Origin of the sequence: Xanthomonas sp. WHRI 8393 (assembly GCF_040203315.1) — a bacterium.
GTDB lineage: Bacteria > Pseudomonadota > Gammaproteobacteria > Xanthomonadales > Xanthomonadaceae > Xanthomonas > Xanthomonas arboricola.
The window spans coordinates 562,062-576,862 of record NZ_JBEGGL010000003.1; the positions used below are offsets into that span (position 1 = coordinate 562,062).

Below are 14,801 nucleotides of genomic sequence, written 5' to 3' on the forward strand. Positions count from 1 at the left end.
GCAGCTGGCGGCAATGCGCGCGTCGTACACGCGCCGCCAAAGGGTGACCGGCAGCACGTCACAGTGGCCGGTCGCGCAACGCAGCGACACACGTCGCGCTGTTGTTCTAACGGAGTTGCCGGCAAAAGCTGTTGTGCGCTGCGGCACTCGGTGCAGGCGATATGCTCGCCATCGATCAATGCGGCAAGGCGCCAGACAGCGCGTGCGCAGTGCACGTGTGTCGCTATCGGATTGCGTGTGGGTCGTTCCAACGCGCACCACAGCGGCAGCTGATGCGAACCATCGTCGCGGCACGATGGCTTTTGCGTATGCGCTGCCAGGCACCGTGCAATGGCGCAGCGATGTCGCTGCATGCAGGCCGATAGGCAGGTGCGCGCTTGGGCCCGTTTTACGCTGCTGCGCGTACCGGCGCGGCTTCGCGGATCGGCAGGTTGATCAGTGCGGCGATGACTGCCAGCAGCATGTCGGCGTACCACATCCAGCTGTAATCGCCGAAGCGCTCCAGCGCCAGCCCGCCCAGCCACGCCCCGAAGAAGCCGCCGATCTGGTGCGACAACAAGGTCAGGCCGAACAAGGTGCCCAGGTAGCGCGGGCCGAACAGTTTGCCGATCAAACCTGCCGTCGGCGGCACCGTGCCCAGCCAGGTAAAGCCCAGTGCCGCGGCGAACAGGTAGAAGGTCAGCGGCGTCGGCGGCGCGATCAGGTACAAGCCGATCAGCACCGCGCGGCTGGCATACAAGGCGCACAGCAGCCACTTCATGCGGATGCGTTCGCCGAGCTTGCCGGCGACCAGGCTGCCGGCCACGTTGAACAGGCCGATCAACGCGATCGACACCGCCGACACGCTGGCGGGCAGGCCGCAGAGCGCGATCTCGCCGGGCAGGTGCGTGACCAGAAACGCGATATGCACCCCGCAAGTGAAAAAGCCCAGATGCAGGCACCAGTAACTGCGATCGCGCAGGGCAACCTGCAGTTGCGCACGCAAGCCGATGTCGTCGCTTGCGATCGGCGTGTGCGTGCCCGGCGGGGGCGATCTGCGTCGCAGCGGCCAGGCCAGCGGCAAGGTCAGCAGGGAGATCATCGCCAGCCCGGTCATCGCCCTGGCCCAGCCGGCGGCGCCGATCATCAGCTGCACCAGTGGCGCAAACACGAACTGGCCGAGTGAGCCGCCGGCATTGATCAGCCCGGCCGCGAACGAGCGCCGCTCCGGCGCCAGACGTCCGGCAGTGGCACCGATCAGCACCGAAAAACTGCCGGCGCCCGCACCGGCGGCAGCCAGGATGCCCAGCGAGACGATCAGGCCCCACTCGCTGGCCAGCCACGGGCTCAGTCCCAGGCCCAGCGACAACAGCACGCCGCCGAACAGCAGCACCGGCAGTGGCCCGCGCGCATCGGCGATCGCGCCGAATACCGGCTGCACCGCGCCCCAGATCAGTTGCCCCACCGCCAGCGCGAAGCTGATCGACGCGATGCCAATCCCGGTCTGGCGATGGATCGGCTCCACGAACAGGCCGGTGGTCTGGCGTGCGCCCATCGTCAGCATCAGCATGGCCGAGGCGGTGAGCAGCAAGCCCCACTGCGCGCCGGTGCGGGCGCTCGCAGACGTGCTCATGCCGCTGCCTCCGCGTCCAGGGCCGCATCCAGTTGCATCAGGGTGGCGTGCAGCTGCGCGGTGGAAGCGCTGCCGAACAGCGTTTCCAGCTGCGTCTGTGCGCGTTGCCAATGCGGCAGGGCGCGCACCAGCAGCCCGCGCCCACTGCGGCTCAATACCACCACTTTCTGGCGCGCATCCTCGCCGCGACGTGCCTGCACCCAGCCCGCCGCCAGCAGCGGCTTGAGATTGCGGGTCAGCGTGGTGCGATCCATGCCCAGCGAGTGCGCCAACGCGCCCAACGGCTGTGCGCTGACCAGCCGGCGCAGGATCGAGTATTCGTTGAGGCTCAGGCCCACCTGCGCCAGGGCATGGTCGTACAGCTGCGAGGTACGCCGTGCGGCGCGGCGCAGCTGGAAGCAGGTGCAGGGGCCGGTCCCGGACATGGCGATGCTCCACGAGGATGCTCGCACTTTGCGTGCATATGCACCTATTGGCAAGCGCGTGGCGAACTTGGGGCGCTTGTCCGTCGACGTACGCCCGATCGAGTCTGCAAGGCAATCGCATACCGCTCAACCCGCGCCAATGTCGGCACTGGTACATGCGTTGGTGCGCACCGGCAGCCTTGCTATCGGCCAACGCCGGCAAGCGGCCTCGGTGTGATCGGTCAGCGGGGCGTCGAGCCAGCCCGTGCAATGCAGCGCATCGGCTCGCCGCTGCGAGTGGCATTGCAGCGCAGGGCTGTCATCGCCGCGCCAATGCGCGCAGCAGTGCAGAACGCCGAGGCCGGCAGCCCCGCCGCCGGACATGACGAGGCCGCCCGGAGGCGGCCTCGCTTATGACGGCGGGAGAGAGGTACCGTCAGAAGAACAGGCGCACGCCGAACGAGGCGCTGCGGCCGGGAAGCATCACGTCGTCCTTGAGGAAGGAGGTGTGCACGCGTGCGTCCTGGTTGGTCAGGTTGTTGCCGTCCAGGAACACTTCCCACGCGTTGCTGCCACGGTCCACGTGGTAGGCCAGATGCGCATCGACGAAGGTATAGCCGTCGGTCGGGGTTTCGTTCACCGCCACCTTGTCCTGCTTCATGGTGCGGGTGGCGCCGAGCGAGGCGCGCCATGCATCGGCGTTCCAGCGCATCTGCGCGCCGACGCGGCCCGGTGCGATGCGCGGCAGGTTGCCGCCATCCTTCAGGCGCGCACGCACGGTGTCGCCGAACACGCGCAGATCCCACGCGCCGGTGTCGTTGTCGGCCAGATGGAAGGTGGCCTCGCCCTCGAAACCGTGGAAGACCGCATCGTTCTGCGTCCACTGGCGGATCGGCAGGAAGTCGTTGTCTTCTTCGTTGAACCACTGGCCGCCGGTATCGACGATGTAGACAAAGTCGTTGTAGCGGTTGTAGTACGCGGCGATCTTGGCATCCACCCATGCGTTCTGGAAGTTCAGGCCCAGCTCGGCCTGGTTGGCCTTTTCGGTCTTCAGATCCGCATCGCCGATCTCGTAGGCGAGGGTGGCGATGTGGGGGCCGTTGGCGAACAGCTCTTCCTCGGCCGGTGCGCGTTCGGCGTGGTCGAGGTTGGCGGTCAGGCGCCACTGTTCGTTGAAACGGAAGCCGCCGCTGGCCGAGAAGCTGGTCGGGGTGAAGTCGCGGTCCACGCCGATGTCGGTGCGGTACTTGACCTTGTCCACGCGCGCGCCGACTTCGGCGGTGACGCGCTCCCAGCTGTTGCGCGCGACGCCGAACACGCCGAGCGAGCGGGTGTCGGTCTTGGGCACGAAGGATTCCTCGCCGATCGCCTGGAAGGTGGTGTCGCTGCCCTGCAGGCCGAACGCGGTCTGCCAGCCGCCGCCAAAGGTGAAGGAGGCTTCCACGCGGCCTTCGTTGGCGCGCTTGGTGAACACGGTGCCGACTTCGGCACCTTCGAACTCGGTGTGCGCGTAATCGGTGTGGCCGAAGCTGTAGCGCAGTGCGCTGCCTTCGCCCCAGGGATCGGTCAGCCCGCCCTTGAGGTCGTAGCGGTCCTGCTGCAGCTTCAACGACACCCCGCGCTCGCCGATCGTCGGGTCGCCCGGCTCGCCGGGGTTGCCGTAGCTGTCACGGAAGCGCGAGGCCGACAGGCCGACGAAACCCCAGTCGCCGGACAGCGAGGCGCCGACCGAGCCGACCTTGGAGTCGATCCAGCTGTTGAGCTGGCGCCCCTGCGGGGTGTCGTAATCGTTCTGGTTGCGGTACACGCCGTCGGCGTGGATCGACAGGCCGCTGCCATTGCCGGCATCGACGCGGAACATGTCGGTGTTGCCGTCCTTGTCGCCGCCGTCGAAGCGCACTTCGGCGCGGCCGCTGAAGCCGTCCACCGGGGTTTCGGCAATGCGCCCGTCGACCACGTTGACCACGCCGCCGATCGCGCCGGAGCCGTACAGCAGCGTGGACGGGCCCTTGAGCACCTCGATCTGGTTGGCCAGGAACGGCTCGATCGCCGGCGAGTGATCCTGGCTGACCGTGGACACGTCCTGGGTCGACAGGCCATCGCGCAGCACCGCCACGCGCGGGCCGTCCAGGCCACGGATGATCGGCCGGCCGACGCCGGGGCCGAAGTTGGAACTCTGCACGCCGGGCAGGCTGGCCACGGTCTCGCCCAGGCTGGAGCTGCGTACCTCGTCCAGACGCTCGCCGGCCAGCACCTCGACCGGGCGGCTCAACTCGCCGGCCGCATCGCGCAACGGGCTGGCGGTGACGACGACCTTGTCCAGGTCCTTGATATGGCGGCCACTGGAAGCGGTGGCGTCGTGGCGCGTGTCCGAGCTGGGCGGGGTCTGCGGGTCGGCGGCTGCCGGTGCGTCCTCGGCCAGGGCCAGGGCGGGCGCCAGCAGGCTGGTCAACGCCAGCGAGAGCGTGGAGCGGCGGAACGAGAAAGCGAGGCGAGGGTGCATGGCGGGCCGGACTCTGTGATTGTTACTGTATATCAATGATAAGGCGCAGCTTGGCTGCTGTGCCGACGGCAGGACCCGCTCACCTGCGCGATGCAGCGGTGCGGGTCTGGAACAAGGAAGATGTTATATTATTCCACGTCGCCGCGAGCCCCTGCTGGAAGTCATGCCTCTACCGTCCCTTCGCCATGTGCTCGACCGCTTCGGTGCGACCGGGTCGCTGCTATGCGCCGTGCATTGCGCGGTGCTGCCGCTGGTGCTGGCCCTGGCCCCGTCGTTGGGCCTGTCGTTCTGGCTGGGCGATGGGGTCGAACTGGCCATCGTGGTGTTCGTGACGCTGCTGGGGCTGTTCAGCCTGGTGCTGGGCTATCGCCGCCACAAGGCGCTGCACGCGCTGGCACTGTTGCTGCCGGGCTTGTTGCTGCTGTGGGCCGGCCTGCTTTATGACCCCTTGCACCACGCGGTGGTGCCGCATGCGGTGGTGATGACGCTCGGCGGCGCGCTGGTCGGCATCGCCCACCTGGTCAACCTGCGTCTGAACCACGGGCACGCCCACGTCCACGACGCCAGCTGCGCGCACTAGCCCGGGCTGCGCGGGCAGGGCCTACGTGGTAGGCTTGCCGGCCTTGCGCGAGGGCGCCGCCGGCGTAAACCTCGCCAGACCCGTGTTCAGCGCGGGGATTTTGTATTCAGTATTCACATTCAGGAGTCGACGAACATGGGTAAGGGTGACCGCAAGACCGCCAAGGGCAAGCGCTACAATTCCAGCTACGGCAATTCGCGTTCGCACGCGGTGAGCAAGGTTGTCGTGGGTGCAGCTGCCCCGGTTGCCAAGAAGGGCGTGGTCAAGGCGCCGGCCAAGAAGGCTGTGGCCAAGAAGACCGTTGCCAAGGCCGGCTGATCCTTAGCCCGCTTCGCGACACCAGAACGCGGCGCTTGCGCCGCGTTTTTTTTATGTCCGGCATCGGCGCAGACGCGCGCTGCAGCGCTCGCCCGAGCAGCAATTAGGCTACCGGCCTGCGTCGAAGCGGCGACCTGCGCGCCGCTGGCGTCGGTTCGCGCATGGCACGGCAGCGCCGGCCGCAGTGTGCGGCGGTCACGGCCGGCAGCTGCACACTGCGGTCGGTCGGCCCTGCGCCGCTCTCCCGCCTGGGATGTTCAGTGCGTCGTCGCCGTAGCCGGCGAGGTGCGGGACGGCGTCGGCGCCAGCAACTGTTCGGCCAGGCCGCGATAGATCGGCGTCTTGCACACCAGCCCGGACATTGCGCGCGCGATCAGCACGGTAGCCAGGATCGGCAACAGCATCTGGCTGGTGTCGGTCAGTTCCAGCGAGATCACCGCCGAGGTCAACGGCGCCTGGGTCACGCCGGTCAGATACGCGCACATGCCCAGCAGCACGAAGGTGCGCGGGTCCACGCCCGGCATCAGCACCGACAGGTTGTGGCCGATGCCGGCGCCCACCGCCAGCGCCGGCGAGAACAGCCCGCCCGGAATGCCGGCCAGGTAGGAGACCAGATTGGCCAGCAGCTTCATCAGCCCGAATTCGTGGCCGACCACTGCATGGCCCTGCACCAGGCTGCGTGCCTGCTCGTAGCCGGTGCCGAACGCGCCTTGCCCGAACACCAGCGCCAGCCCGACCAAGGCCACCCCGCACAGCGCGGCCAGCAGCACCGGATGGCGCTGGCGCAGCGTTGCCAGCCAGCGCGGTTTGCCGCTGACGCTGGCCAGCACCAGGCGCGCGAAGATGCCGCCGAGCAGGCCGGCCACGCTGCCGCATAGCGCGATCGCCAGCCAGGCCTGGCCCAGCGGCAAGGCCACCGCGACCTTGCCGAAGTAGGTGTAGTTGCCCAACAGGCCCAGCGACACCACGCCACCGACGATCACCGCGGTCAGCAAGGTGCCGGAGAAGCGGTGCTCGAAGCGTCCGCTCAATTCCTCGATCGCAAACACCACCCCGGCCAGCGGCGTGTTGAACGCCGCGGCGATACCGGCCGCGCCGCCGGCAAGCAGGAAATGCGAGAGCTCGCGCGGATCGCGAAACCCGAACCAGCGCCCGAACACATGCATCAGGCTGGCGCCGACATGTACGGTGGGGCCTTCGCGTCCGACCGAGGCGCCACCGAGCAGCGACAGGGTGGTCAGGGCAAGCTTGCCGATCGACACGCGCAGCGACAGATTGGTCTGGCGGAACGCCGCGTCGTCATGTTCAAGCGCCGCGATGACCTGCGGAATGCCGCTGCCACGCGTCGGCCGCATCGCGCCGGAGGTGAGCCAGGCCAGCAGGGCGAAGATGCCCGGCGTCAGCAGCAGCGCCCACCAGATCGAATGCGCGGTGATGCGCTGGAACAACTGGAAGGCGGCGTCGCTGGCCTTGGCGAACACGATCGCCACCAGTGCTACTGCGATTGCGCCACCCCACAGTGCAGCGCGGCGACGCCAGCCTTGGCTGGACAACAACGGCCGCAGCCGAAGCCGGCGCGGCGAGGGATCAGGAGCAGACATGGCGCCATTGTCGCATCCGCACCGCGCGGCCGCGACGCGTCACTCAGCGGCCGGCGGCCGGCGGCACGCGCAGGGCCGGCAGCAGCGTGGCGGGATTTCCATCATTGGGCGCGGCGGGAATGCCCAGCAGCCGGGTCATCAGCGCATACACATCGACGTTGTCGAAGCCCGGCAAGCGCTTGCCCTGCGCCAGATCCGGGCCCTGCGCCAGGAACACCGCGCGCATCGACGGCAGCGCCGGATCGAAACCGTGCGAGCCGCGCATCTGATCGCGCGGGCGCTTGGCCAGCTTGTCCGGGAACAGTGCATCCCAGCCTTCGTGCATCTGGCACACGATCGGCGGAATGCGCGGATGCGTGCCGTAGTGCCAGCGTGCCGGCAGCTCCGTCTTGCGCCAGCAGTCGTACTGCGCATGCGCACCGAGCAGGCCGGCTTCGGCGCGGGCCTGCTGTCCCGGCAATGGCGCAAAGCCGATCACCTGCCCGTCGGTCACGGCAGTGGCGATGTCCGGGCGCGCCATGTCTTCCACGCTGATCGCATGCCCGGGCGCCACCTCGGCCATGCCGTGGTCGGAGACCACGACGATATTGGTGCGCTCGCGCGTGCCGTCGCGCTGCATGCCGGCCAGCAGCCGGCCGATCGCGCCATCCACCGCACGCACGTTGTCGGCGTATTCGCGCGACTCCGGGCCGTGGTCGTGGCCGGCTTCGTCCACGTGTTCGAAATACAGCGTGACCAGGCGGTTGCGGTCGGCGCCGGAGGCGGCCAGCCAGCCCCGCACTTCGTCCACGCGCGCGTCCAGGCTGGTGCCTTCTTCGTAATGGCGCCAACGCGTGGGGCGCACGCCGCCGATCGCCGCCTCGCTGCCCGGCCACGACCAGGTTGCGGCATGCAGGCCATGGGTTTCCGCGCCCACCCACAGCGGCTCGCCACCCCACCAGCGCGCATCGCCGACGGCATCCTGCTTGCTCAGCCAGAAGCCGCCCAGCGTCGCATCGCGCATGCTGTTGTGCACGATGCCGTGGTGGTCCGGGCGCAGGCCGGTGACCAGCGTGTAGTGGTTGGGAAAGGTCAGCGACGGGTACGACGGCGTCATCCAGCGCGCACGTACGCCGTCGTGTGCCAGTTGCGACAGAGTCGGTGTGATGCCGCGATCGAGCATGTCCGCGCGCAGCCCGTCGATGGAGATCAGCAGCACGCTGTGCGGTACATCGCTGTGCGGTGCGCCGGCCGACGCGGGCGCCGCCGGGGCGGGCGCTGGCGTACTGCGCCAAGGGGCGTGAGAACTGCAGGCCGCGAGCAGTGCGAGCGCGGCAAACACAAAACGTCGATCGATCATCGCGCCAGTTTACGGCCTGGCAATGACGTCGCGAAGTCAGCGCGTGCCGGCGGCGGATGCGGCGAACAGATCGTCGGCCGCTGCGCCCTGGCGCGGTGACCAGCCTTCCAGCTGCAACAAGGCCTGCTTGGTCGGCAGACCGCCGCCGAAGCCGGTCAGCGCACCATTGGCGCCGATCACGCGGTGGCAGGGCAGCACGATCGGCAATGGATTGCGCCCATTGGCAGCGCCGACCGCGCGGCTGGCGGCGGGGCGTCCCACCGCATGCGCGAGCTGCGCATAGCTCCAGGTCTGCCCGAACGGAATCTGCGCCAGCGTATGCCAGACCTGCAGCTGGAACGGCGTGCCGGTCGGGGCCAGGGGCAGGTCGAAGCTGCGCCGCCCGCCATACAGATAGTCGAGCAACTGCTCGCGCGCCTCGCGCACCAGCGGCGCATCGGGGGCGTGCTGCCAACGCGCGCGGCCGACCGCGTCGTAGCGGTTCTGCGCGAACAGGATGTGGTGCACGCCGGCAGCATCGGCGGCCACGCTGAGCGCGCCGATCGGCGAGGGAAAGGTGTCGTAATACAACGTGCTCATGAGCGGGTGTCCTTGCGATCGACAGCGAGATGCCACAGGTGCAATACGGCGTAGGCGCGCCACGGCCGCCAGGCCTGCGAGCGCGCTTCGGTGGCGCGCTCGCTCAGGCGCTCGGGCGTGCCGAGCACCTGCTGCAGGATCAGGTCGCCGGCCGGAAACGCGTCCGGATGCGACAGCGCACGCATGGCGACGTAGTGCGCGGTCCACGGCCCGATGCCGGGCAACGCGGTGCAGGCGGCGACGAACTCGGACAGGCGCTGGCCGGCGCCGAAATGCAGCTGCCCTTGCGCGCAGGCGGAGGCTAATGCACGCAGCGTGGCGGCGCGCGCCCGCGGCAGACCGAGTTGTTCCAGCGGCGCCTCGGCCAGCTGTGCCGGGGTCGGAAAGATGCGATCCAGGCCGGGCGGCATCTCCAGATGATGGCCGCCATGCCGGTCGACCAGCCGCGCCGCCAGCGTTGCCGCGCCGGCCACGCTGATCTGCTGGCCCAGCACGGCGCGCACGGCCACTTCAAAACCGTCCCAGCCACCCGGCACGCGCAGCCCGGGGCGGCGCGCGATCGCCTCGGCCAGCAGCGGCTCGGTCGCCAGCGTGGCGTGCACCGCCTGCAGGTCTGCATCCAGATCGAACAGGCGGCGTACCCGCCGCACGATCTGCGGAATCTGGCGCGGGTCGGTGGCGCCGATGCGCAGTAGCAACTCCGCACGCTGCGGCGCCGCGCTGACCTCGATCAGCGTTGCGTTGCCCGGCGTGCCGATCACGCGCCGGTAGCCGCTGGCGTCGACCTGCTCGATGCCGGGAATCGCGCGGCGTTGCAGGAATGCCAGCATCGCCGGCAGATCCAGCGGCGGGCGGTAGCCCAGGCGCAGGGTCAACTCGCCACCCGGGACCTCGGCACGCTGCTTGCGCAGCGCCGATGGCGGCATCCCGCAGCCTTCCAGGAATGCGGCATTGAAGCGACGCAGGCTGTTGAAGCCGGCCGCCAGCGCGACCTCGGTGACTGGCAATGCGGTCTCGGTCAGCAGTTGCTTGGCCAGCAGCAGCCGGCGCGTGCCGTGCACCTGGATCGGGGTGGCACCGAGCTGCTGCACGAACTGCCGCTGCAGCTGGCGTGCGCTCAGGCCCACTGCGTCGGCCAGGGTCTGCACCGGCTGCTCCTGCAGGGCACCGTCGGCAATCATCGCCAGTGCGCGTTGCACGCTCTCTTCGCCCAGATGCTGCTGCGCCTGCGGCGACAGCTCGGGGCGGCAGCGCAGGCAGGGCCGGTAGCCGGCGGCACTGGCTGCCGCCGCGCTGGGGTAATAGCTGATGTTGCCCGGCTTGGGCGGCGGCGCCGGACAGACCGGGCGGCAGTAGATGCCGGTGCTGCGCACCGCGGTGAAGAACAGCCCGTCGAAGCGTGCATCGCGCGCCAGGCGGGCGCGGTCGCATTGGAGTCGGTCGGGCGTGGCGGTCTGCATGGCGCCAGTCTATGCGCTCGCCCCGGCCCCGGCTGGCCGTTTTCGGACAGGGTTGCACCGGGCCGCTGCGTTCATGGCAGGGTCAAACGCTTCGCCCATTCAGCCATAGACTGAGGGTGATCTCCGTCGCGGTCCGTTGCCTGACATCATGCTGAAACTGCTCTGCCTGTCCCTTTCATGCGTGCTGGTGCTGGTGCTGGCGGCCTGCGACCGCACCAGTACCTCGGCCGATGCCGCCGCGACGCAGCAGAGCGGCGCGGGGCAGGGCGATGGCGACCATATGGTGTCGGTGGATACGCCCGAGCCGGTGGCGCCGCCGCCGCGGCCGCGTGCACAGGCCGGCGAAGCCGGCTGGCCGCAGGCGGAGCTGGACGCGGGCAAGGCCTGGATCAGTTGCGCCACCGATTACAGCAGCGAAGCCGGCGACGGCACGCTGCTGCCTGCGCTGGACCGCGCCAGCATAGAGGCGGCGCTGGCGCCGTGTCGCGACACCGGCCTGCTGCGGGTGCGCTACGCCGGCAAGATCAACGCCGGCTTCGCTGCGTTGGTGTGGCGGCTGGCCGCGGTGGCCGAGCAACTGCGGCTGCCGCATCGCATCCTGGACCTGGACTCCAGCGGCGGGCAGGTGGAAGCGGCGATTCGCGCCGGCGATGTCATCGGCGAATCCAACTGGACCATCTGGGTGCGCGAAGGCTCGATCTGCCACAGCGCCTGCGTGTTCGTGCTGGCCGCCGGCGACAACCGGCTGGTGGCCGGCAAGGTCGGCATCCACCGCATGATGCGGATCAGTTCCAAGGCCACCTCGCGCGCGGAACTCAATCGCGAATTGCGCGAGGTCTACGGCAACGTCAAGGATTATCTGGAGCGCAATGGCGTGGCGGTGGCGGTGGCCGACCTGATGATGACCGTGCCCAACCGCAGCCTGCGCCTGCTGACGATGGACGAGTTGCGCGAGTACGGGCTGGATGGCACCAACGCGGTGCAGGACGACCTGGAGCGCATCCGCCAGATGCGCAAGTGCGGCGACGCCTTCGTGCGCCGCAAGGACGCGTTTCTGGTTGCCTTCGACCAGAAGTGCAAGGGCGAGGGCGCCGATCTGGAGGCGGTCAACGCCTGCGGCCTGGCCTTGAAGCAGCGCTTTGGCTTCCCGGATGCGGCCTGCCCGGAAGAAAGCCCGCTGGCCGAAACCGATGCCGCCGCGCTGCCGGCCACCGCCGCAGCGCAGGCCGCGCCAGCGGCCGACGCGGAGGCAGGAGCGCCGACTGCGGCACCGGCCGCAGAGTCGGCTGCCGAGCCCGCAACGGACCCCGCCCAGGGCGAGGGCTGAGCTTCACACCCACCGCACTGCCGGCTGCCTATGGTCGCGGCATACCACGGAGCCGGGGGGCGACATGCTTGGAAAGACGAAAGGCGTTGCGCTGGCATATCTGCCATCGGCGCTGCTGGTGCTGGCCGGATTTGGCGTGGCCGAACTGCTGCAGGTGATCGCTGCGGCCAGCCATGTGCAGTGGCCGGCGACGCTGGCGGTGTGGCTGAGCCTGGCGGCCCTGATCGCTGCCATCGCGCGCGCACTGTGGGTCAGTTGGCGACTGTGGCGGCCACGCGGCGTCGCGGCGGTTCCGCCGGGCGGCGACATCTGATTTTTGAGTCAAGGCGTGCGTTCCCGGCACCCGGCTCGCGCGTCGCTTGCACACTCACCTCACCATGCAGCGCAGGTCTTAAACTGCCGCACTCGCCGCAAACCCTGCGGCGGTTCCCATCCGTTTGCTAAGCACAAGGTCATCTGCCCCATGTTCCGTCCTCGTCTGCTTGCCGCACTGCTGTTGGCTCCCTCGCTGGTCCTGGCACAACAGCCGCAGACGGCTGCACGTCCGGCCGCCGCTCCCCAGGCGGCGCCCACGGCCAGCCCGGCGCAGCAGGCGCAGCTGACCAAACAGAACACCGAGATGACCCAGGCGGCACTGCGGGTGGCGCAGATGGTCGATGCCAACCAGGTGGCCTCACTGTGGGATGGCGCCTCCAGCGTCGCCAAGACCGCGGTCAAGCGCGATGTCTTCGTGAGCCAGATCGGCGCCGAACGTGCGCGGCTGGGGGCGGTGGTCGGACGCGGGCAGGGCTCGGTGACACGGGTCAAATACGCTGCCGGCGCGCAGGTGCCCGAAGGCCTGTACGTCAACGTCAGCTTCCCGACCCGGTTTGCCAAGGCCCAGCAGCCGGTGCGCGAGCTGGTGTCTTTCCGCCTGGACGAGGACAAGACCTGGCGGCTTGCCGGCTACAGCCTGCGCGCGTCGATCAAGTGATCTTGCAGCTCATCGGGAGACCCGCGTGGAACTGACCATCGAACTACAGATGCTGGGCTGGGCCATGGTGCTCGGTCTGGTGCAACTGCTGGCCGCCTCGGCCAGCATGACCGCCCAGCGCGGGACCAAATGGAACGCCAGCGCCCGCGATGGCGACGCCAAGCCCTTGACCGGCGTCGCGGCGCGGCTGGATCGCGCCTTCCGCAATTATCAGGAGACCTTCCCGATCTTCGCTGCTGCGGTACTGGCGGTGAGCGTTGCCGGCCGTACCAATGCAGACACCGCACTGGGCGTGCAGCTGTACCTGTGGGCGCGCGTGGCTTACGTGCCGGCGTATGCAGCAGGCATTCCTTATCTGCGCAGCGCAATCTGGGTGGTGTCGTTCTGGGGCATCGTCAAGCTGGTGCGGGCGTTGCTGGGCTGGTGACGCAGGCCGGGCTGCGTGCGCGCAGCCTGTGGTGAGTGGCTGAGAAAACGCAGCGACAGATCGCGCGCCTGCGACTGCGTTGGGCTGCCTGGTTCGGTCACTGCTTGATCCTGATCAAGTCCGGCCAGCACCACTGCCGTTAAACTGAGAGCCGCTACCAAGACGGCTGCGCTCACCGCCAGGCGTGCGAGCCCGGTACGGCAGGTGCCACGCGGACATGCCGGTTGCTCTGCGCCGACCGCATCCAGCTGACCACTGCACGCGAGGTCTTGTTAGCTCCTCTGGGTCTTGGTGGTGAAGGAGCGCGGCATGCAATCGGTGGATATCGCAGTCATTGGTGCCGGGCCGGTCGGCCTGAGTTTCGCGCGGTCGTTGGCCGGTAGTGAGCTGTCGGTGCTGGTGGTCGACCAGCAGCCACACGCGCAGCTGGCCGAGCCGGCCTTCGACGGACGCGAAATCGCGCTGACCCATGCCTCGCGTGCATTGCTGGAGCAACTGGGCATCTGGCAGCAGTTTCCTGCCGATGCGATCTCGCCGCTGCGCGACGCCCGCGTCATGGACGGACATTCGCACTTCGCGCTGACCTTCGCCGCCTCCGCGCGTGGTGCCGGCGATCTGGGCTGGCTGGTTCCCAATCATCTGATCCGTCGCGCGGCCTGGCAGGCGGTGCAGGCGCAAGCTGCGTTGGAGATGCGCTGCTCTTGCACGCTGCAGGCCGTGCAGCAGCAGCGCGACCGCGTGGTGCTGCAGTTATCCGATGGGAAAACGGTATCGGCGCGCCTGCTGGTGGCGGCCGACAGTCGCTTTTCCAGCACCCGGCGCCTGCTCGGCATCGGTGCGCAGCTGCGTGATTTCGGCAAGACCATGCTGGTGTGCCGGATGCGGCATGCGCTGCCGCACGGGCATGCCGCCTGGGAGTGGTTTGGCTACGGCAAGACGCTGGCGTTGTTGCCGCTGCAGGGCAATCGCGCCGGTGCGGTGCTGACCCTGCCGCCGCGACAGGTGGAGGCCTTGCTGGCGATGGAGGCGGCTGACTTCAGTGCGGCGGTGACCGAGGCATTCGAGCATCGGCTCGGGCCGATGCAGCAGGACGGCAGCCGGCATGCCTATCCGCTGGTGGCGGCCTATGCGCAACGCTTGATCGCCGAGCGTGCCGCGCTGCTCGGCGATGCGGCGGTGGGCATGCACCCGGTCACCGCGCATGGCTTCAATTTTGGATTGCAGAGCCAGGCGCGCCTGGCCGAGCGTGTGCGCGCCGCTGCCGCCGCCGGGCGCGACATCGGGGATGCGGCCCTGCTGCAGGGGTATGAGCGGGCGCACCGGCTGGCGACGCGGCCGCTGTATGAAGCGACCAATGCATTGGCTGCACTGTATACCGACGACCGCGCGCCGGCCCGCCTGCTACGACGTGGTGCCTTGCGTGCGGCGCATGCGGTGGCGCCCTTCAAGCAGGCGATTGCAGCGCATCTGACCCAGCGCAGCGTTTGACGTATCGAAGTGGGAGCAGGGAGGCGCAGTGCGTGCAGCGCTGCGCTGTGGTCCTCACGCGCAGTGGCTGGTAACGGTGTTCGACATGCGGGCGGGCAATGCGGTCAGCGGCCCGTTCGCGGGTGCTCGTTCGGCAATCGGATGGGCTCGATCAGGCCGGATTTGCATGAGGTCGGCTTTCGTCACGCGC

Annotated in this window: 14 protein-coding genes and 1 other RNA gene; 8 read left to right on the top strand and 7 right to left on the bottom strand. The window is 68.9% G+C overall.

All coding sequences use genetic code 11. The features are described 5' to 3' along the window. Positions 1 to 388: 388 nt before the first annotated feature. From ABQ137_RS12885 to ABQ137_RS12895, 3 genes are all read right to left on the bottom strand, one after another. A complete protein-coding gene (locus ABQ137_RS12885) occupies positions 389 to 1,612 on the bottom strand; it encodes an MFS transporter (protein ID WP_349782739.1) in 1,224 nt (407 codons plus the stop codon). Next, the gene (locus ABQ137_RS12890) at positions 1,609 to 2,037 is read right to left on the bottom strand and encodes a MarR family winged helix-turn-helix transcriptional regulator (protein ID WP_039522359.1); all 429 of its coding nucleotides are present in this window, start codon (positions 2,035 to 2,037) and stop codon (positions 1,609 to 1,611) included. The genes ABQ137_RS12885 and ABQ137_RS12890 overlap by 4 nt, the downstream gene beginning before the upstream one ends. 415 nt (positions 2,038 to 2,452) lie before the next feature. Continuing rightward, positions 2,453 to 4,519: a TonB-dependent receptor gene (locus ABQ137_RS12895; protein ID WP_349782742.1), complete on the bottom strand. Its 2,067-nt coding sequence runs from the start codon at positions 4,517 to 4,519 to the stop codon at positions 2,453 to 2,455. Between the two features lie 163 nt (positions 4,520 to 4,682). Here ABQ137_RS12895 and ABQ137_RS12900 point away from each other — a divergent pair, with 163 nt between their 5' ends. After that, positions 4,683 to 5,099, top strand: a complete 417-nt coding sequence (locus ABQ137_RS12900; protein ID WP_024939915.1) for a MerC domain-containing protein — start codon at positions 4,683 to 4,685, stop codon at positions 5,097 to 5,099. A gap of 135 nt (positions 5,100 to 5,234) precedes the next feature. Then, the gene (locus tag ABQ137_RS12905; protein ID WP_016904806.1) at positions 5,235 to 5,417 is read left to right on the top strand and encodes a 30S ribosomal protein THX; all 183 of its coding nucleotides are present in this window, start codon (positions 5,235 to 5,237) and stop codon (positions 5,415 to 5,417) included. Positions 5,418 to 5,674: 257 nt separating this feature from the next. On the opposite strand, the gene ABQ137_RS12910 is transcribed toward ABQ137_RS12905, so the two are convergent. Genes ABQ137_RS12910 through ABQ137_RS12925 form a run of 4 tightly spaced genes read right to left on the bottom strand, consistent with a single transcriptional unit; the run spans position 5,675 to position 10,396 of the window. Beyond that, positions 5,675 to 7,018: a chloride channel protein gene (locus ABQ137_RS12910; RefSeq protein WP_024939916.1), complete on the bottom strand. Its 1,344-nt coding sequence runs from the start codon at positions 7,016 to 7,018 to the stop codon at positions 5,675 to 5,677. Positions 7,019 to 7,061: 43 nt separating this feature from the next. Then, entirely contained in the window at positions 7,062 to 8,357 is a 1,296-nt protein-coding gene (locus ABQ137_RS12915) for an alkaline phosphatase family protein (protein ID WP_349782744.1), read from the bottom strand. A 36-nt stretch (positions 8,358 to 8,393) separates the two neighbouring features. Then, positions 8,394 to 8,936 (bottom strand): methylated-DNA--[protein]-cysteine S-methyltransferase, encoded by a 543-nt coding sequence (locus ABQ137_RS12920; protein ID WP_349782746.1) that lies wholly within the window; start codon positions 8,934 to 8,936, stop codon positions 8,394 to 8,396. Continuing rightward, positions 8,933 to 10,396: an AlkA N-terminal domain-containing protein gene (locus tag ABQ137_RS12925; RefSeq protein ID WP_024939919.1), complete on the bottom strand. Its 1,464-nt coding sequence runs from the start codon at positions 10,394 to 10,396 to the stop codon at positions 8,933 to 8,935. The genes ABQ137_RS12920 and ABQ137_RS12925 overlap by 4 nt, the downstream gene beginning before the upstream one ends. Before the next feature lie 148 nt (positions 10,397 to 10,544). Here ABQ137_RS12925 and ABQ137_RS12930 point away from each other — a divergent pair, with 148 nt between their 5' ends. The 6 genes from ABQ137_RS12930 (at position 10,545) to ubiM (ending at position 14,611) form a co-directional block, all read left to right on the top strand. Beyond that, the gene (locus ABQ137_RS12930) at positions 10,545 to 11,723 is read left to right on the top strand and encodes a COG3904 family protein (RefSeq protein WP_349782749.1); all 1,179 of its coding nucleotides are present in this window, start codon (positions 10,545 to 10,547) and stop codon (positions 11,721 to 11,723) included. A 64-nt stretch (positions 11,724 to 11,787) separates the two neighbouring features. Beyond that, positions 11,788 to 12,036: a hypothetical protein gene (locus ABQ137_RS12935; RefSeq protein ID WP_054591543.1), complete on the top strand. Its 249-nt coding sequence runs from the start codon at positions 11,788 to 11,790 to the stop codon at positions 12,034 to 12,036. Positions 12,037 to 12,186: 150 nt separating this feature from the next. Then, a complete protein-coding gene (locus ABQ137_RS12940) occupies positions 12,187 to 12,696 on the top strand; it encodes a DUF4019 domain-containing protein (protein ID WP_047126840.1) in 510 nt (169 codons plus the stop codon). Positions 12,697 to 12,721: 25 nt separating this feature from the next. Continuing rightward, entirely contained in the window at positions 12,722 to 13,123 is a 402-nt protein-coding gene (locus ABQ137_RS12945) for an MAPEG family protein (RefSeq protein WP_039522329.1), read from the top strand. A 202-nt stretch (positions 13,124 to 13,325) separates the two neighbouring features. Continuing rightward, a non-coding RNA gene (locus ABQ137_RS12950) (sX9 sRNA) lies at positions 13,326 to 13,401 on the top strand. Between the two features lie 31 nt (positions 13,402 to 13,432). Continuing rightward, positions 13,433 to 14,611 carry a 5-demethoxyubiquinol-8 5-hydroxylase UbiM gene (gene ubiM, locus ABQ137_RS12955; RefSeq protein WP_349782752.1) on the top strand — a complete coding sequence of 393 codons (1,179 nt, stop codon included), beginning with the start codon at positions 13,433 to 13,435 and terminating at the stop codon, positions 14,609 to 14,611. Positions 14,612 to 14,801 lie beyond the last annotated feature (190 nt).

Bases quoted from the DNA above. Each gene is read 5' to 3' on its own strand.
- ABQ137_RS12885 (WP_349782739.1), bottom strand. From the start codon at position 1,612: ATGAGCACGTCTGCGAGCGCCCGCACCGGCGCGCAGTGGGGCTTGCTG.
- ABQ137_RS12890 (WP_039522359.1), bottom strand. From the start codon at position 2,037: ATGTCCGGGACCGGCCCCTGCACCTGCTTCCAGCTGCGCCGCGCCGCA.
- ABQ137_RS12895 (WP_349782742.1), bottom strand. From the start codon at position 4,519: ATGCACCCTCGCCTCGCTTTCTCGTTCCGCCGCTCCACGCTCTCGCTG.
- ABQ137_RS12900 (WP_024939915.1), top strand. From the start codon at position 4,683: ATGCCTCTACCGTCCCTTCGCCATGTGCTCGACCGCTTCGGTGCGACC.
- ABQ137_RS12905 (WP_016904806.1), top strand. From the start codon at position 5,235: ATGGGTAAGGGTGACCGCAAGACCGCCAAGGGCAAGCGCTACAATTCC.
- ABQ137_RS12910 (WP_024939916.1), bottom strand. From the start codon at position 7,018: ATGTCTGCTCCTGATCCCTCGCCGCGCCGGCTTCGGCTGCGGCCGTTG.
- ABQ137_RS12915 (WP_349782744.1), bottom strand. From the start codon at position 8,357: ATGATCGATCGACGTTTTGTGTTTGCCGCGCTCGCACTGCTCGCGGCC.
- ABQ137_RS12920 (WP_349782746.1), bottom strand. From the start codon at position 8,936: ATGAGCACGTTGTATTACGACACCTTTCCCTCGCCGATCGGCGCGCTC.
- ABQ137_RS12925 (WP_024939919.1), bottom strand. From the start codon at position 10,396: ATGCAGACCGCCACGCCCGACCGACTCCAATGCGACCGCGCCCGCCTG.
- ABQ137_RS12930 (WP_349782749.1), top strand. From the start codon at position 10,545: ATGCTGAAACTGCTCTGCCTGTCCCTTTCATGCGTGCTGGTGCTGGTG.
- ABQ137_RS12935 (WP_054591543.1), top strand. From the start codon at position 11,788: ATGCTTGGAAAGACGAAAGGCGTTGCGCTGGCATATCTGCCATCGGCG.
- ABQ137_RS12940 (WP_047126840.1), top strand. From the start codon at position 12,187: ATGTTCCGTCCTCGTCTGCTTGCCGCACTGCTGTTGGCTCCCTCGCTG.
- ubiM (WP_349782752.1), top strand. From the start codon at position 13,433: ATGCAATCGGTGGATATCGCAGTCATTGGTGCCGGGCCGGTCGGCCTG.